This is a genomic window from Paenibacillus sp. B-A-8, from assembly GCF_048572915.1.
In the GTDB taxonomy this organism is placed as follows: Bacteria; Bacillota; Bacilli; order Paenibacillales; family Paenibacillaceae; genus Paenibacillus_AQ.
In genome coordinates, this window is the sequence record NZ_CP183882.1 from 5216592 (window position 1) to 5235223 (window position 18632).

Sequence of the window (18632 nt, forward strand, 5' to 3'; positions counted from 1 at the left end):
CTCCATTTATTTAGGTCTGTTTATTCTCTTGATTAAGGCTCTGAAGTACTTCCTCAAGCCTCATCCCTCTAGATCCTTTGAACAGAACAATATCCTTAGAACTGCATTTCTCGATAAGAGCAGCTGTTAATTCTGACTTATCTGTAAAAGCCAGCACACGCTCGTTACCGAATCTTTCCTTCGCAGCTTCTGCAATATGGACTGACAATGGGCCATAGGTATATACAAAATCAGTCACTGCGGGGTCAAGGTAGTAGCCAATTTCTTTATGAAACTGTATTTCATCCGGCCCTAGTTCCAGCATGTCCCCCAGTACTGCGATTTTTTTGCCACTGCATTTCATAGTTTGGAGCACGTCAATGGCCGCCTTCATAGAAGTCGGACTGGCATTATAAGCATCATTCAAAAGTGTAAACCCGGAAGAAGCCCGAATCACTTCAATCCGCATGCCCGTCAACTTGAGCTTACTTAACCCATTCTCTACATTTTGATCCGTTACCCCAAAATGGCGAGCGACCGCTAGTGCAGCCAACGCGTTAACAACGTTATGCTGACCTGGCAGCGGTAATGTAAAAGCATGTTCCTTATGAAGGTTTGACGTAAACGTCATACCACCATTATGGGACATCATCCCTGTCGGATAATCATCATTATCCCCGTTCAGGCCAAAACGAAAGGATACCATCCCCTCCGGAGCCTCAAAAGTGGACTCTTGCATTACCTCAGTCAGCAGCGGTTCATCACCGTTATAAATTAGCAATCCACCAGGCTTTAACCCTTCAACTATCTCCAGCTTGGCACGGGCAATTTCTTTGCGTGATCCTAGTTGCAGCAGATGCGACTCGCCTATATTAGTAATGACTGCAACATCAGGTCTAGCCAAAGAAGCCAGCAGAGCAATTTCTCCCCGCGAGCTCATACCCATTTCAAGAACAGCAATCTCTGTATCCTCAGCCATAGATAGAATCGTAAGCGGAAGACCAATATGATTATTGAAGTTCCCCTCTGTCTTATGCACCTTGTGCTGCATTTCGAGCAAAGCCATGATGATGTCTTTTGTCGTTGTTTTTCCGTTGCTGCCCGTAACAGCGACAACCTTTGGAGCGACCTCATTCAAGTACGCAGCGGACAGCTTCTGAAGCGCCTCTAGCGTATCTTCAACAATAATGACTCCGCCGCCCTCAGGTGCAGGACCTTTATCACGCTGCCACAAGGTCCCTGCAGCGCCAGCAGCAAGAGCTGAAGCAGCATAATGATGACCATCAAATTTGTCACCCGATAGAGGGACAAATAGACAGCCTGTTGTTATCTTACGGGAGTCAGTAACGACGCCCGTAAGAGGTATATTCATAGCTTCGGCAGCAGGAAGTTCACCTGCGCACATCACAGCAATTTGTCCCAGTGTTCTTGTAATCAATAGCTTCGACCCCTTATAACTTCTTTAGCGACGATGCGGTCATCGAAATCGTGAACCACTCCACCAATTAGTTGATAGGTCTCATGACCTTTCCCCGCAATCAATACTACATCGCCAGAGCTTGCCATTTCAATAGCCTTCCCAATCGCTTCACGGCGATCAACAATCATATGATATCGATCAGAGGTAACTCCATCCTCCACTAATCCTGCTTCTATATCCTTCAGAATTAGCCCAGGGTCCTCCGTCCGAGGGTTGTCAGAGGTTACGAACACCATATCGCTATATTTTGCGGCTATCTTACCCATTAAAGGGCGTTTCGTGCGATCTCTGTCTCCTCCACAGCCAAACACAGTAAGCACTTTTCCTGTAGCAAATTCGCAGACCGTTCTTAATACATTTTCCAGCCCGTCTGGTGTATGTGCATAGTCAACGATAACGGCATATTCTTGCCCCTCATCCACTGACTCCACCCGTCCAGCTACCCCATCAATCGCCTCAAGACTAGTCTTGATATCTGACAATGACACATCTTCCAACAGTGCAGCCGTAATTGCTGCAAGTGCATTATAGACATTGAACTTGCCAACCATACGAAGTGAAATGTCCGTCTCACCCTTAAACGTATCCACATGGAAAAAAGTTCCTTTTGCAGTGATCGATATTTGCGAAGCCCTGACATTAGCGTTGTTATCAATGCCATATGTAATCACTTCCGCCGCAGTTTGGGCTGCAAAATAATGGCTGGCTTCATCATCAGCATTAAGTACTGCATATTTACGTTCTTCTTTCCAAGGGGAGATCACATTTCCTAGTCTAGAGAAGAAGAGACCTTTAACCGCCCGATACTCCTCCATTGTATGATGATAATCCAGATGATCCTGGGTTAAGTTCGTAAATATTGCCGTACGGAAGTCCGCACCCTTCACACGTCCTTGCTGAAGCGCGTGAGAGGAAACCTCCATTACACAACACTCCACACCTTTGGATGCCATATCATGAAGCGAGCGCTGCAGATCTAGCGATTCTGGAGTAGTGCCTGACATCGGATAGCTTTGGCCGTCATAACGCATTTGAATGGTTCCAATCAGACCCGTCTTCATATTCTGGTCTTGCATAATCCGCTCAATAAGATAAGTCGTTGTTGTCTTCCCATTTGTACCCGTAACGCCGATCATTCTCATACGGCTGCTAGGTGAGCCAAAGAATGCATTCGACATGACAGACATCGCGAACCGGCAGTCGTCGACAACGATCTGTGGAATATCAAGCTCTAGCTTACGCTCACATACGATAGCGGATGCTCCAGAGGCTACAGCTTGCGGAGCATACTTGTGTCCGTCTACGGTGTGGCCGGGTAAACAAATAAATAGATCTCCCGGACTTACACGGCGGGAATCCGTCTGAAGATCAGTAATCTCCACCTCCCCATCCCCATATAGACGCGAAGTAGCAAGACAAGCAGACAATTCATTAACTTTCATAGTAATCCCTCACTCTACATTTTCGGATACGAACTTAAACCTTATACCTTTATCATTATTCACTAGAAGCTCCCATATAAATCCTGATGGTTGAGCCCTGTTCTACTCTAGCCCCAGCTTTCGGAGCTTGGTTGATGACTGTATTGCCGGAGCCTGAACGCGCCAGATTAAAATTCATATTTAAATCCTCATAGATATCCTGCACCGTTGCTCCTGTAAGATCAGGCACGGTCACAATCGGAGTTTCCCCATACTTATACGTTTTTGGAAGCTGGTCACTGCGTTCCGGGACTTTCATATAGTGTAGTGAGTCCTCCAAAATATTCTGCACAATTGGAGCTGCAACAACACCTCCGAATTGAATCCCTTTCGGGTTATCAACCGCAGTATACACCACAATTTGTGGATCATCCGCAGGTGCAAAACCTATAAAAGAAACGATGTGCTCCGTTGGAGAATAACGTCCGTTAATGACCTTTTGTGCAGTACCTGTCTTACCACCTACACGATAGCCGTCTATGAAAGCCGGCCGTCCCGTGCCTTTGGCAACTACGCTCTCAAGTGCTGCCCGCACCTTCTTAGACGTTTCCTCCGAAATAACTTGCCGTACAAGCTCTGGCTTTACTTCCGATACGGTTTCACCAGTTTCCGGATTCACCCATGCTTTTGATACATGCGGTTTATAGAGATTACCACCGTTAATAGCGGCCGATACCGCAGCAATCTGCTGAATAGGCGTAACCGAGACCCCTTGGCCGAAGGCTGTAGTCGAGAGTTCTACCGGACCTACTTGATTGAGCTTGAACAGAATCCCATTAGATTCTCCATTTAAATCAATTCCGGTTTTGCTGCCGAAGCCAAAATCACGGATATATTTGAAGAGCGTTTCTTTTCCCAAGCGTTGCCCAAGAGCGACAAACCCGGGGTTACAGGAGTTCTCAACTACTTGTAGAAAGGTTTGACTGCCGTGCCCGCCTTTTTTCCAACAGCGCAGCTTTGCACCTGCAACTTCGATAAACCCAGGATCATAGAAATGATCATTTTGCAGGTCTACCTTCCCTTCTTGCAGTGCTGCAGCCAGTGTGATGATTTTGAACGTCGAACCAGGTTCGTAGGTCATCCAAATGGGCAAATTCCGATTATAGATCTGTGGATCATATTCCTTATATAGCCCCGGTTCATAACCAGGTCTACTAGCCATGGCCAGAATCTCACCATTCTTCGGATTCATCGCTATAGCCCAAGCACCCTGCGCCTGATATTTTACCATAGCTTGATCAAGCTCGCGCTCCATAATGGATTGAATCTGTTTATCAATCGTCAATTGCAGATTTAGTCCATCCTGAGGGGCAGAATACTTCTCCGATGATCCAGGCATGAGTCTTCCACCTGCATCAGACAAATACGAAATATTGCCTGCTATGCCTTTAAGCAAATTGTCGTATATGTTCTCGACTCCGGTAATCCCTTGGTTATCAATACCTGTAAAGCCTAGGATGTGTGCGGCAAGATCGCCGTAAGGATAATACCTTTTGCTATCCTCAGCGACAACGATGCCCGGCAACTGCAAATCACGGATGCTCGCGGCAAGTTCCATCGTAATTTTGCGGCCGCCGGGCTGAAGTTTCACCGACATTGATTTTTTAGTCAGCAAGCTCATCAGCTTCTCCTCGGTCATCCCAAGCAGAGGCGCCAATTGCTGCGCTGTCTTTTCCTTCTCTTTTACCTGCACAGGCACCGCATAAACTGTAGGTGTGCTGATATTATAGGCCAGCGGTATTCCTTCACGATCCAAAATTTCACCACGCTTGGCGGTAAAAGGAATATTGCGGCGCAAGGAATCTTCTACCTTGTCACTTAATTTCTCGCCTTGGGATAATTGCACGTAAGCAAGACGCACGACCAGCGAACCGAATAACACTGCCAGTCCCAGCAGCGTCCACAGCATTCTCCGCCGTGTTACAACTTTCGAAACCTTCATTCCGTTCTCCCCCGCTTTCACCTATAGACATGAGCTCTTATCTTCATGACTATTCGGGACAAACAGGGGTTAGAACAAGCCTATGGCCCGCTCTCCGATTCTGTACCCTCATCAGCAGATGAGGATGCAGGAACATCTTCACTATTATCGTTTAATGGCTTCATCTTCAAGGTTACCAATGTCTTGCCGTTCTTTGTTCCTTCAATCTGTTCCGAGACATATCCTTCGCCTTCTACCGCAATCTCCACTTTTAGTAGGGTTAGAACCTCAAGTGCATCACGCAGAGACTCTCCTTGTAACTTAGGAATAGTAGGTTTGTCCCCTTGCTTGCTTAATAGATATATACGCTGTCCTTGAACAAGTTTGGTTCCAGCCTCTGGATATTGGGTTTCAACAGAAGCTCCTTCACCGACCACTTCAAAATCAAAACCTTGATCCAGAAGCGTTTCTCTTGCTTCCTTCATCGTTTTCCCCGTCAGATCAGGTGTGGTCCGGAGCGCAGGGGCATCTGTTTTAACTGTTTTTTTACTATCCTTATCGCTAGTTTCAGTTGCCAACTTTGGAACTCCCATGTATTGGAGAGACTGAGATACGATTTCTTTAAATACAGGAGCTGCAGCTTTACCACCGCCAACCTCAACGTTCGGTTCATCAATAATAACAATAACAGCGATTTTTGGATCATTCACAGGCGCATAACCAATAAAGGAAACCAGTACTTTGGACTTCACGTAATCCTTACCTTCAACCTTGATAGCCGTTCCTGTCTTCCCTGCCACACGGTAACCTTCAATATGAGCGTTGCGTCCGGTTCCTTTGACTTGGTCGGCAACAACCTGCTCCAAATATTCACCGGTTTTCTTGGCGCTTGCCTCATCAATCACCTGACGCACTACACTAGGCTGAGTAACCTTAGTGTCTCCGGTGTTTGGGTCCGTAACCTCTTTCACCACATACGGGGTCATCAGTTTCCCTCCATTAGCGATGGCAGATACAGCAACCAACTGTTGAAGCGGCGTGACACCTATTACTCCGTGCCCATAAGCAAGTGTAGCAATTTCAATAGGTCGATTAAGATTCGGATTTACGAACCCCTTTGCTTCTCCTGGCAGGTCAATGCCAGTCTTCTCATTGAAGCCAAAATCATCAATATACTGTAAAAGTCTGTCTTGTCCTAGCATTTCATAAAGTTTTACAAAAAGGACGTTACTAGACCGCTTCACACCTTCGAGGAAACTGATTTGTCCCCAACCGGAACGATTAATATCATGTAATGCCTTACTGTATCCCTTAATTCTGATAGATCCTGACAAAAATGTAGCTACAGGATCAAAAAGCTTCTCTTCTACAGCTGCAGCAAGTGTAACAATTTTGAAGGTCGAACCAGGCTCGTAAGTTGATTTAATAGCATGATTATAGAAACCTGCGCCTTCAGCCCCTGTTTTCCAAAATTCATTTGGATTAAAGGTAGGCATATTCGCCATCCCCAAAATCTCCATTGTATTCGGATCAGCGGCAATGACACTCATACTTTTCGGCTTATATTGCGCATATGCCTTTTCCATAGCCTCTTGTATATATTTCTGGATCGTACTGTCGATTGTAAGCTTGAAATTACTTCCATTTACTACGGGTTTATAGGTATCTTTCGAATCCGGCAGCTTAACCCCTTGACCGTCACTTTGATAAAGCAGCTTGCCATCGGAACCCTTAAGCTGTTCATCTAAGGATTTTTCCAGACCCATAATCGCCTTGCCATCCCGATCTGTATACCCTAAAATATGCGCAGCAAGCGAACCCTTAGGGTAATATCGTTTCTGCTCTCTAACCAGACCAATCCCAGTCTCTTGAATTTTATGTTCTTTACCTAGGGCTACATAAAATTCTTTCACCTTATCAGCAAGTTCCTGATCGATCTTCCAGCCTTCGTTACGAACTTCACGGTTCTTGAGGTATTTGCCGTTCTCGTCTTTAGCTTCTATCAGCTTCCGTAGCTCATCTTCCGGCTTGCCGAGTAGCTCATGCAATCCCTTGACGACCTCATCACCGATTCCCTTTTCAGCAATGACTGCCGGATTCACAACCACAGTATAAGCGGGGACATCACTAGCGAGCACACTCCCATTACGGTCAGAAATCGTCCCTCGCTCTGCTTTGATAGTCGAGGTATGCGCCCAAAGTGTAGCAGCCTTTTCTTGCCAATCCGAACCCTCCACAACTTGAATCCAGAACACTCTAGCTATCAAAACAAGAAAAAAGAGGGTAATACACCCTCCTATAAACAGCGTGCGAAGTTTTATTCTCTTTACCATAAGCGAACCTCACAACTTTTTTTATTGCGATCTTGCCAATCGCTCACTAATTATCGCCTTCAGTCGATAGCGGACTCGCCGGAATAAATATGGTAGTATTTTCATCCGGTGCTACGTAGCCAAGATCCTTTGCCTTTTGGGCAACCTTCTGCTCCAAATTTTGCTTCTCCATCTCATACGTGGAAATCTGCTTCTTAGCACTCGCTATCTCCTTATCTAATTTCTGGGCCTGCAAGTTCAAATCATAAATATGAACGTAACGTGAAATCAGGGTGATAGCCACCAAAACGCATACTCCTAGCGTCAGCATATACAAAAGTTTCTCTTGCAGCGGAAGTACTCTTCGTTTGGTAACTACTTTTGTCTTCTCGCGGTAAAGGGGGTTTACCTCTTCTTTTCTTTTGGGCTGAACTGCTAAATTGCCGCGGGTATAGGCCATCTCTGACTCTCCTTTATCGTCAATTACAATTTTTCTGCAATGCGCAGCTTAGCTGAACGGGCTCGAGTATTAAGCTCAAGCTCTTCCTCAGAGGGCACAAGCGGTTTGCGGTTGATTAACTTAAGCGTGCCTTTCGCGCCGCATACACAAAACGGAAAGTCAGGCGGGCATGTACATCTGCTTAAATAACTGCTTAGTATTTGTTTGCAAATTCGGTCCTCGAGTGAATGAAAAGTGATAACGGAGACTCTACCTTCTGGTGCAAGGCAACGTACTGCGCTATGTAATCCTTCTTCAAAAGCACCCAACTCGTCATTAACAGCAATCCGTAAACCTTGAAAGCTCCGTTTAGCGGGATGCCCTCCCGTTCTTCGTGCAGCAGCCGGAATACCTTCCTTGATAAGCTCTGCTAATTCTCCGGTGGTCTCCACAGGACTTTCTTCTCTTCTGTCTACAATTTTCTTAGCGATTCTTCGCGAGAACTTCTCTTCTCCATATTGAAAAAGCACACGGGCGATCTCTTGCTCAGACCACGTATTCACAATATCAGCAGCCGTTAAAAGGGCTGTCTGATCCATACGCATGTCCAGCGGAGCATCATGATTGTAACTAAATCCGCGCTCTCCCTCATCAAACTGCGGAGATGATACGCCAAGATCAAAGAGCACTCCATCCACTTGGGGAATGCCATCTTTTTGTGGTACAAAGGGCACATCCTTTAGTACACTCTCCAGATCACGGAAATTGGTCTTAATAAGTACAACCTTGTCTCCGTATTCGGCCAGTCTCTCTTTAGCGTTCTCCAGCGCCCAATCATCTTGGTCCAAACAGATTAATCGGCCTTCGCCGCTAAGCTTGGAAGCAATTAGTGAGCTGTGACCCGCTCCACCGAGAGTGCAATCTACATAGATTCCGTCTTTTTTGATGTGCAGCCCTTCTGTCGCTTCTTCTTTAAGCACCGTGATGTGGTGAAACAAGCTGCATCCCTCCAGGACAGTATTCGATATTGTGTTTTATAGATCAAAATTGAAATCCACCAATTTTTCGGCAATTTCGTTGAACGATTCCTCGGACTGTTCGAAGTACTGCTCCCATAGCTCTTTGTTCCAGATTTCCACCCGGTTCGAAACGCCCAGAATAACACAGTCTTTGTCCAGTTTGGCATACTGCCTTAAATTGGCCGGCAGGTTTACCCTTCCCTGCTTATCCCATACACATTCTGTTGCGCCTGAGAAAAAAAAGCGGCTGAATGCGCGGGCATCTGATTTCATCAGTGAAAGGCTTTTTAGCTTTTGTTCCATGATTGCCCATTCTTCCATGGGATAAACAAATAGACAGGAGTCTAGGCCGCGGGTCGCCACAAAGGAGGTTCCAAGCAATTCACGAAGTTTAGCCGGAATAATGATTCGGCCTTTGTCGTCAATGCTGTGTTGATACTCTCCCATGAACATCCTTTTCCCACCCCTAATCCCCGAATCCCCACTTTGCCCCACTTTTCACCACTTAAGCATAATAGATTCGCCATTAAAAATCAAAAACCTTTTTCTGGCGCAAGGAAATTTTTTCTAAATCAGATAGATCATTACCCGAAAAACATTTCTCCACCTAGCATAAACGCCTGGAGCATCCTAATACGGACGTTTAGCGTCTAAGTGTGTAATATAAAAAAAGCCATACAATCGGAATCTTGTCCGTTGCATGGCTTTTCAAGCATAAACGTCCTCGGCGTCCTTTTAAGGACGCGAAACGTTTAAGCGAGAAATATAAGGATAATGTATATCGTGAAACTTATACTCTCTTATATTTTTAAAAAGTTGCTTCAGTTCAAGGTAGACTTGGTTAATACTCTTTATCGTTGTGCGTACCGCAATTAATCGTTTAAATTCCAGCTGTCCAAATAATCTACTTGTGCTGGAGTCAGGCTATCGATGTTAATACCTAGACTTTCCAGCTTATAGCGTGCTACCTGCTCATCCAGCTCATAAGGAACATTCTCAACTTTTACGCCAATGCTCTTATAATTATCATTTACATATTTCAACGACAGCGCCTGAAGCGCAAAGGTCGTATCCATAATTTCGGCAGGGTGTCCATCCGCAGCACCCAGATTTACAAGTCTGCCTTCTGCAAGCAGATATAGTTTACGGCCGTCGCGAAGCTGGTATTCTTCGATATTTTTGCGAACAGTTCGCTGGGATACGGATCTTTCAGACAATTCAGGCTTATTCACTTCAACGTCGAAATGGCCTGCGTTGCACATGATTGCTCCGTCCTTCATAACATCATAATGCTCCCCGCGAATGACATAACGGTTACCTGTAACTGTAACGAAGAAATCACCGACCTTAGCAGCTTCCAGCATAGGCATCACTTCGAAACCGTCCATATGTGCTTCAACGGCTTTAATGGCATCGACTTCAGTGACAACCACTTTGGCACCTAAACCTTTGGCACGCATCGCAACACCTTTACCACACCAGCCGTATCCGACAACAACTACGGTTTTGCCCGCAACGATCAGGTTAGTTGTCCGAATAATGCCATCCCATGCAGATTGGCCTGTGCCATAACGGTTATCAAACAAATATTTGCAATAAGCATCATTTACTGCGACCATTGGGAACTTCAAAACACCCTGTTTTTGAAGAGCTTTTAGACGAATGATGCCGGTTGTTGTTTCTTCAGCACCCCCGCGAATATTCTCCATCAGATCAGGACGCTCCGAATGCAGCAATGTAGCAAAATCCCCGCCATCATCAATGATCAAATCCGGTTTGCTTTCGAGTGCCTTGATATTCAGAGCTTTGAACTCTTCGGGAGACGGGTTGTATTTAGCAAATACTGTGATGCCGTCCTCAACAAGTGCCGCACATACATCATCCTGGGTGGAAAGCGGATTCGATCCGGTAATAGTTACTTCTGCACCGCCTGCTTTGACAACCTTCGCAAGATATGCGGTTTTAGCTTCCAGATGAAGCGTAATTGAGACTTTTAGACCTTTAAATGGCTGTTCAGCTTCGAACTGCTCACGAATACGGTTCAATACCGGCATATGTTGACGGACCCAGTCGATTTTCAAATGTCCTTCGGGTGCGAGTGACATATCAGCCACGATACTATTTTGATTAGTTGAACTCATAATGAAACCTCCTAAAAGTTTTGTGAGCGTTACTACATTGAATATACTTCGTACAAAACTTGCTTCGTAAGCATAATCCATGTTTTGTGAGCGTTACTACGTTGAATATACTTCGTACAAAACTCGCTTCGTAAGCATAATCCAAGTTTTGTGAGCGTTACTTCTTTATTTTATGGAGCATTACTTCTCTACATATAAATGATGCGATGTGTCCCATTATAATCCGGTTCTATCGCCATCAGCTCATCCAACCATGGAAGTCCGTAGCGGTTCAAGTAATACATGATATTGTATACTCTTTCTTGCAGTTTACCCAGTGGCATTAACGACAGCTCGATTCGCTCCCATTGTCGGATTGCAGCTTCATTCTGTTTCGCCATTGCATCTTGGGCCTTTGCTTGTAAGAAAGTAATCTGATCCAAAATCTTATCTTTATTGTTATTTCCTAGTTTAAGTAGACCTGCCTGTATGGATCCAAGCTGTTCGATGAGCGGTTCGTACATAGCTGAGAAAGATGCTTTAGTTTCCTCAAATCGACGTTCGATTCCCAGCTCATCCTGTGCAGCCAGCCATTCATGTCTTTTACGATCTAGTCCCTGTCTTACATCCTCAAAGCTTAGTTGATATTTATCCATATGCTTATGAAGCGTACCTTCTACCACAGTGAAAGACATTCTTGGGATGATTAAAGGCATTTGTCCCCCGACCACCTCAAACGCACGATGCGGAATGGCCCAATAAGCAATCTCTCCTTGACCTAGCACCGTTGCTAGAACCGGCAACACATAATCCTGCATAAGCGGGCGTGTCAATACGTTGTTGCTGAAGCGTTCCGGATGTGCTTTTACTTCCTCTAGTAATTCCTCACGGGTAAATGATACCTGGCCCTTGCGATCGGCAAAGACTCCATCCTTCTTGTGAAGCAATAACCGTACACCTTCATGAATATAAAAGAGGTTGGCATTGCCTGCCGTAACGTCGGCTTGAAGTTCATACCCAGCGTTCACGATATCAGAAGCAGAATTCATATACGCTGTTTCCAGTGCATCGTTCTGCATAATTAGCGATGTAAAGAATGGCTCTTCTAACTTGCGTAGATTAGGATCAGCAGAATCAAGCAGGATCAGACCAAATTTACCAAATAAAGAACCCATTAGCTTGGCAAAAGCATCCGTCATACTATCTGCTCTAAACGAAGAAGATCGAATGAATTCCATAATTTGCGGTTTAAAGTCACTATCTTGAAGCATCCCATCCAGCTGTTCCACCACTTGCTGCCAGCTTTCCTCTTCTACACGAATATTACTCACTGAGGAACGTTTCTCCTCTGATTTCTCTATCTTAATCTTTGTGATCTCCTGCGTACGATTCAATACATACGTATGATTCACTTCATCCCAGTCATGATCCTCACCTGCGATCCAGAATAATGGCACTACAGGTCGATCGAGCTGCTCAGCAGCTTCTTTTGCAGCCATAATGGTTGTCATTGCTTTATACACTACAAGTAGTGGTCCTGTAAATAATCCGCTTTGTTGCCCACCAGTAACTACTAACGTTCCCGGCTGTTCCAAAAGCGCCAACGAAGCCTTCACCGCATCATGTGAATTATGCTTCTCATTATATTGACGGAGACATTCAGCAATTTGTGTTCGGTCGGCACGGAGATTCTCACTGCGATCCAGCCACTCTGCCCGAGTGCTTCTACGCTCTTTACTTCGGAAATCCCCACCATACAAATGACTAACCTTTTCAAAATTTTCTATATAGTCGCGCGCGAGTGCAGATCCACCCGGGAGCGGTTCCTTTACAATATTCATTTGCTAGTGCCTCCAGTTCTACTGAGCAGTTATATGTAAACCCAAGTTCGTAAACTCTTTATGATTGTATCCAAAGTCAGAGGCCACGTCAAAAGAAATGCATCCTGCAAAAAAAGCAATGCATTAGCAGCCGTATTATTTTTTCGTACTATAAACTAATTTTTTAAATATCCCCACTACATACAAGAGGCGAGAGCATAACGCTCCCGCCTGTCTAATATTCGCTATGGATTTAAGCAAATTTTTTGCTTACCCAGTGTCCTTTTGATACTTCTACTAATTCAAAGTCGCTATCATTGCTCTTTTCGTTAGCGGAATAAATAGGACTACCAAGCTCATCATGTAAGTGAATGCGTTTCTTGTTCACTTCAATTTCCGGATCCGGAATTGGAATAGCTGACAAGAGAGATTTGGTATAAGGGTGGATAGGATTCGCATAAAGCTCTTCACTTTCCGCCAATTCTACCATTTTACCCAAGTACATAACAGCTACGCGATCACTGATATGTTTAACCATGGATAGATCATGCGCGATGAAAAGATAAGTCAATCCCAGACGATCTTGCAATTCTTTAAGCAAGTTAACGACCTGAGCCTGAATGGATACGTCAAGCGCGGAAATCGGCTCATCACAAACGATGAACTTAGGATTTACCGCTAACGAACGGGCAATCCCAATACGTTGGCGTTGTCCACCAGAGAATTCATGCGGATAACGAGTTGCGTGATCGTGGTTAAGACCAACCATATCGAGCAGCTCTTCGATCCGCTTTTTACGTTCTGCACGGCTACCAGCCATTCCGTGAATGTCCAGTGCCTCGCCGATGATATCAGAAACCGTAAAACGCGGGTTAAGCGATGCGTACGGATCTTGGAAAATCATCTGCATGTCACGACGCATAGCTTTCATTTTGTTAGAAGGCAATTTATAAATGTCTGTACCATTATATTTCACACTTCCGGCAGTTGGCTCATACAAACGAAGAATTGTACGTCCAGCAGTAGTCTTACCACAACCGGATTCTCCTACCATTCCAAGCGTCTCGCCCTCACGGATGGAGAAGTTAATATTATCAACAGCCTTAAGAACCTTGCCTTTACCTACATTAAAGTATTTCTTAAGACCTTCTACCTCTATTAGGTTCTTACTCAAGAGTACTGCACCTCCTTGGCCATCGAATGCAGATTCCAGCAACGCGCCATATGCGTTTCGCTGAATTCTGTGGCGCCGGGATCGATTTGTTCGCAAACATGCATTGCTTCGTTGCAACGCGCGGTGAACGGACATCCGATCGGCGGCTTGATCAGATCTGGCGGTGTGCCGATGATCGGAATAAGCGGCTCGCCTTTCTTTTGGTCCAGACGCGGCATTGAGCGCAGCAGACCTTTGGTATATGGATGTTGTGGATTCTTAAAGATTTCCCATCTTGTTCCAGTCTCCACAACTTCACCTGCATACATTACGATAACCCGATCACACATACCGGCAACGACGCCTAGATCATGGGTAATCAAAATAATGGAGGTACCTAGTTTTTGCTGCATCTCTCTCATAACTTCCATGATCTGCGCCTGAATGGTTACGTCAAGAGCCGTTGTAGGCTCGTCCGCTATGAGCAAAGCCGGACGACAGGCCAACGCGATTGCAATCATTACACGCTGGCGCATGCCGCCTGAGAATTCGTGGGGATATTGGTTAAAGCGAGCCTCAGCATTTTTGATACCAACTAAATTAAGCATCTCAATACCTTGCTTTTTCGCTTCGGCCGCTGACATTTTCTGATGTTTAATCAAAACTTCAGTGATCTGTTTGCCCACTTTGATGGTTGGGTTCAAAGATGTCATCGGGTCTTGAAAAATCATGCCAATATCTTTACCGCGAATGGATTCCATTTCTTTCATGCTTTTGTCTAGCAGATTTTGTCCTTGGAAAATAATTTCTCCCTTTTTCACTTTAGAGGGTGGGGAAGGGATCAAACGCATAATCGATTGTGCAGTTACACTCTTACCGCTGCCGGACTCGCCGACGATGGCAACCGTTTCACCTTTGCCAATTTCAAAATTCATACCACGGACAGCTTGTACCTCTCCGCCTTTAACAAAAAATGAAACATGCAAATCTTTGACCTGTAAAATAGGTTCCATCCTTAATCCCTCCTATTTCTTCAGCTTAGGATCAAGCGCGTCACGAAGACCGTCACCGAAAATATTGAAAGAAAGCATGGTTAAACTGATCAGAATGGCAGGGAACAGGAAGCGCCATGGATAGTACAACCAACCGGTGAGTGAATCGTTAATCATAGATCCAAGTGAAGCGATAGGAGCTTGTACACCAAGACCCAAGAAGCTTAGGAAGGCCTCAGCAAAAATTGCATTTGGTACAGAAAGTGTAATGGTTACGATAATCGGACCAACTGCGTTCGGCAGAAGATGCTTGAACAACAGTCTTGCAGAACCAGCACCCATGGAACGGGAAGCCAATACGAACTCGCGGTTCTTGAGTTGCATAATTTCTCCACGTACAATCCAAGACATCGTAATCCAGCCTGTTATGGTTAAAGCTAGGATGATTGTACCAAGACTTGGCTCAAGCACGACCAAGAGCAAAATTACAACCAACAAATAAGGAATAGAGTACAAAATTTCAGAGAATTTGTTCATGATATTATCTACACGGCCACCGAAGTAACCCATAATTCCACCATAGATAACACCAATAAACAAGTCGATGGCTGCAGCAGCTAAACCTACGATCAAGGAGATCCGTGCACCGTACCAAGTACGAACGAAAATATCACGTCCAAGATCATCCGTTCCAAACCAGTGTTCAGAGGAAGGGGGCTTATTGGTGCTCATCAAGTCATTGGAATAATAGTTGTATTTCGAGAAAAAAGGAGCGAAGATCGCTGCAAGCACGATCAAACCTAGAATACCAAGCGCAGTCATTGCCATTTTGTTCTGACGCAACCGTTGCCAAGAATCTTTCCAGGCAGAGAGACTCTCCCGCTGAATTACCTCGGCTTCTTTTTCATCTATACCGACTTTTTGAAAGTCTTCCGGTTTTAGATTCATGTTCTTTAGCAAGTTATTATCACTAGCCACTAATTAGCCCTCCTTTCCTCCACTTAGTTTCATACGTGGGTCAATCAATACATAAGCAATATCAGTAATGAAACGGGCTACCATGAGTAGTACACCATAGAAAATGGTAATCCCCATAATAACGGTATAGTCACGGACACCAATCGCTTCCACGAACTGTTTACCAATGCCCCCAACACCAAAGATCTGCTCGATTACAACCGAACCAGTTACGATGTTAGCTGTCATAGGTCCCATGTAAGTAACTACAGGCAGGATACCATTGCGAAGTACATGGCGGCTCAGAATAGCCATCCAGCTTAACCCTTTAGCCTTAGCCGTTTTGATATAATCCGCATTCAGAACCTCAAGCATACTTGAACGGGTCAAGCGAGCTATAAAGGCTATCGGCTGTGCCGAGAGTGCTGCTACAGGTAAGAAATAATAGATTGGCCCTTTAAATCCTGAAACCGGTACCCAACCCAATTTGAAAGCGAACACATACTGTAATAATGACGCGACTACAAAGCTCGGAACCGCAATCCCCAGAACTGCCAACACCATCGCGGCGCTGTCAAGAAACTTTCTGTGATAGAGTGCCGCTAACATGCCGAGAAGAACCCCAACAATAACCGCCACAACAATTGCGACGAGTCCCAGCTTCAGCGACGCTGAAAAGGTTTGACTGATCAAATGAGATACATCTTGATTCAGGCGTTTCATGGATACACCCAAATCACCTTGGACAATATCACCTAAATACTTAAAATACTGATGAGAGAGCGGCTTGTCCAGACCATATTGCTCCATCAAACGTGCTTTAATTTCTGGCGGTACTTTTTTCTCAGAAGTAAACGGATCCCCTGGAATAGCTTTCATCAAGAAAAAAGTTGCTGAAATCAGTACAAATAATGAAACCAACATATAGAAGAATTTATTTGCGACATAACGAACCATCCCCATCACACCTCCTCCGACAAATTTTTTGAGAGCATTATATTGATTTTATGAAAAAAACGGATTTTTGTCCATTTTCTAAATATGTTATAAATAACAATAAATAACAAATAGACTGGAATACAAAAAAAAGGGATATATATGGAGTTCCACATATATATCCCGAAGTATTGTGTTACTTCAGTCAACTAACTATTCTGTTTAAATTACTAGAGCAAAATCTTAGTGCTCAAGCAAGTATCCACGAGTCAAGTCAATTGCACCACTGAAGTCAAGAGTAACACCTTTAAGGTACTCTTTAGTCAGGGAGTTGTTAGTGTAGTAGTACAATGGAATCAAAACTTGATCTTGCTCGATGAGCAATTTCTCTGCTGCTGCAAACTTGTCTTGACGTACTTTCAAGTCAGTGCTTGCTTTAGCTTCGCTGATCAATTTGTCATATTCAGGATTAGCGTAACCAGTATCATTGTTACCGCCGCCTGTTACCCACATATCAAGGAAAGTCATTGGATCATTGTAATCCGCAGTCCAACCAGCACGTGCAACTTGGTAGTTCAGGTTTTGACGGTTTTCGATAAATACAGCCCACTCTTGGTTAACGGTTTGTACGTCAACACCAAGATTGTTTTTCCACATATCAGCAATTGCCAAAGCAATTTTCTTGTGACCTTCACTTGTGTTGTAAGTCAATGAGAATGTAGGCAATTTGTCAAGGCCTTCTTCTTTCAGACCTTCAGCAAGCAATGTTTTAGCTTGTTCTAGATCTTCAGTGAAGTAGCTATCTTTAACTGCTGTACGGAATTCACCATCAGCACCAGCAATACCTGGAGGTACAAAACCGAATGCTGGGAATTGTCCACCTTGTACTACATTGTCAATCAAAGCTTGACGGTTAATGGACATTGCAAGAGCTTTACGGATTTTTGCGTTAGTGAAAGGTTTTTCAGTGATATTGAATTCGTAGTAGTATACGGAAGCAATACCTTTACGGCTAAATTCTTTTGGAAGTTCTTTTTGTACGATTGGAATTTGTTCTGATGGAATTTCACCAGTTGGTCCACCTGCACGATCGTATTCACCGTTCTTGTAGCTGAGCAACTCAGTTGCACCGCTGTTTACAAGGGAGAAATCGATTTTGCTAAGTTTAATGGAATCTTTATCCCAGTATTTATCGTTTTTAGTTACAACAAGTGTTTGACCTGTAGTCCACTCAGTAAGAGTGAAAGCACCGTTAACGATCATAGTGTCTTTGCTTGTTGCCCATTTTGGATTACTCTCAATGGATTTGTGTACAGGGTAATAAGTGTAGAAGGAAAGCAATCCAAGGAAGTAAGGAGTTGGGGCTTCAAGAGTAACTTCTAGAGTTTTCTCATCAACCGCTTTGATACCTACTTGACTGAAATCAGTAATTTCCTTGTTATAGAACTTTTCAGCATTTTTGATGTAATACAATTGATAAGCGTAAGGTGCAGCGGATGCAGCAGCAGGATCGAGCACGCGTTTCCAAGCGCGAACGAAGTCTTCTGTTGTTACAGGATCGCCGTTACTCCATTGTGAATCACGGAGTTTGAAAGTATATACCAGACCGTCAGCGGAAATGTCCCAGCTTTCAGCAACACCTGGTTCAGCTTGACCAGATTCAGCATTCATGCGAGTCAGACCTTCGTACATTGTTGTCAGGACAGTGTGAGCTTGGCTATCTTGAGCCAATCCTGGATCAAATGTTGGAGGCTCAGAGCTTAGGTTGATTCTCAATGTTTGGTCCGCAGCCAATTTCTCTTCTGTAGCCGCATTACCAGTTGCCGTGTTACCAGTGTTACCAGCGTTACCTTTGTTGCCGCTGTTTGCATTGTTTCCGCCGCAGCCAGCAAGCACTGTGCCGATAACAAGTACTAATGCAAGCATTAGCAATAGACTTTTACTCTTCTTCATCTAGCAGTTCCCCCTAAATAGAATGTGGTATATGGTTTATGATTATACAACCAGTGGTCAAAAAAATCTA

The 18632-nt window shown here is 44.5% G+C and carries 14 protein-coding genes; all 14 read right to left on the reverse strand.

The window, feature by feature from the left end:
- Positions 1–10: 10 nt before the first annotated feature.
- A complete protein-coding gene (locus tag ACN6MV_RS23620; protein ID WP_419885004.1) occupies positions 11–1417 on the reverse strand; it encodes a UDP-N-acetylmuramoyl-tripeptide--D-alanyl-D-alanine ligase in 1407 nt (468 codons plus the stop codon).
- Positions 1414–2901 (reverse strand): UDP-N-acetylmuramoyl-L-alanyl-D-glutamate--2,6-diaminopimelate ligase, encoded by a 1488-nt coding sequence (locus ACN6MV_RS23625; protein WP_042130243.1) that lies wholly within the window; start codon positions 2899–2901, stop codon positions 1414–1416. Before ACN6MV_RS23625 ends, ACN6MV_RS23620 begins: the two co-directional genes overlap by 4 nt.
- A gap of 55 nt (positions 2902–2956) precedes the next feature.
- A complete protein-coding gene (locus ACN6MV_RS23630; protein ID WP_042130246.1) occupies positions 2957–4882 on the reverse strand; it encodes a stage V sporulation protein D in 1926 nt (641 codons plus the stop codon).
- Positions 4883–4962: 80 nt separating this feature from the next.
- The gene (locus ACN6MV_RS23635) at positions 4963–7194 is read right to left on the reverse strand and encodes a penicillin-binding transpeptidase domain-containing protein (RefSeq protein ID WP_076117277.1); all 2232 of its coding nucleotides are present in this window, start codon (positions 7192–7194) and stop codon (positions 4963–4965) included.
- A 46-nt stretch (positions 7195–7240) separates the two neighbouring features.
- On the reverse strand, positions 7241–7633 hold the full coding sequence (locus tag ACN6MV_RS23640) for a septum formation initiator family protein (RefSeq protein ID WP_042130250.1): 393 nt from the start codon (positions 7631–7633) through the stop codon (positions 7241–7243).
- A 23-nt stretch (positions 7634–7656) separates the two neighbouring features.
- Positions 7657–8610 carry a 16S rRNA (cytosine(1402)-N(4))-methyltransferase RsmH gene (rsmH, locus tag ACN6MV_RS23645; RefSeq protein ID WP_042130253.1) on the reverse strand — a complete coding sequence of 318 codons (954 nt, stop codon included), beginning with the start codon at positions 8608–8610 and terminating at the stop codon, positions 7657–7659.
- 36 nt (positions 8611–8646) lie between these two features.
- Positions 8647–9084: a division/cell wall cluster transcriptional repressor MraZ gene (gene mraZ, locus ACN6MV_RS23650; protein ID WP_042130255.1), complete on the reverse strand. Its 438-nt coding sequence runs from the start codon at positions 9082–9084 to the stop codon at positions 8647–8649.
- Positions 9085–9503: 419 nt separating this feature from the next.
- On the reverse strand, positions 9504–10772 hold the full coding sequence (locus ACN6MV_RS23655; RefSeq protein ID WP_042130258.1) for an adenosylhomocysteinase: 1269 nt from the start codon (positions 10770–10772) through the stop codon (positions 9504–9506).
- Between the two features lie 188 nt (positions 10773–10960).
- Entirely contained in the window at positions 10961–12592 is a 1632-nt protein-coding gene (gene bshC, locus ACN6MV_RS23660) for a bacillithiol biosynthesis cysteine-adding enzyme BshC (protein WP_419885005.1), read from the reverse strand.
- Positions 12593–12824: 232 nt separating this feature from the next.
- A complete protein-coding gene (locus ACN6MV_RS23665) occupies positions 12825–13745 on the reverse strand; it encodes an ABC transporter ATP-binding protein (protein WP_042130261.1) in 921 nt (306 codons plus the stop codon).
- Entirely contained in the window at positions 13742–14737 is a 996-nt protein-coding gene (locus tag ACN6MV_RS23670) for an ABC transporter ATP-binding protein (RefSeq protein ID WP_042130263.1), read from the reverse strand. Before ACN6MV_RS23670 ends, ACN6MV_RS23665 begins: the two co-directional genes overlap by 4 nt.
- Before the next feature lie 12 nt (positions 14738–14749).
- Positions 14750–15664 (reverse strand): ABC transporter permease, encoded by a 915-nt coding sequence (locus ACN6MV_RS23675; protein WP_042132392.1) that lies wholly within the window; start codon positions 15662–15664, stop codon positions 14750–14752.
- 33 nt (positions 15665–15697) lie between these two features.
- The gene (locus ACN6MV_RS23680) at positions 15698–16630 is read right to left on the reverse strand and encodes an ABC transporter permease (protein ID WP_042130265.1); all 933 of its coding nucleotides are present in this window, start codon (positions 16628–16630) and stop codon (positions 15698–15700) included.
- 222 nt (positions 16631–16852) lie between these two features.
- Positions 16853–18562: a peptide ABC transporter substrate-binding protein gene (locus ACN6MV_RS23685; protein ID WP_076117282.1), complete on the reverse strand. Its 1710-nt coding sequence runs from the start codon at positions 18560–18562 to the stop codon at positions 16853–16855.
- Positions 18563–18632 lie beyond the last annotated feature (70 nt).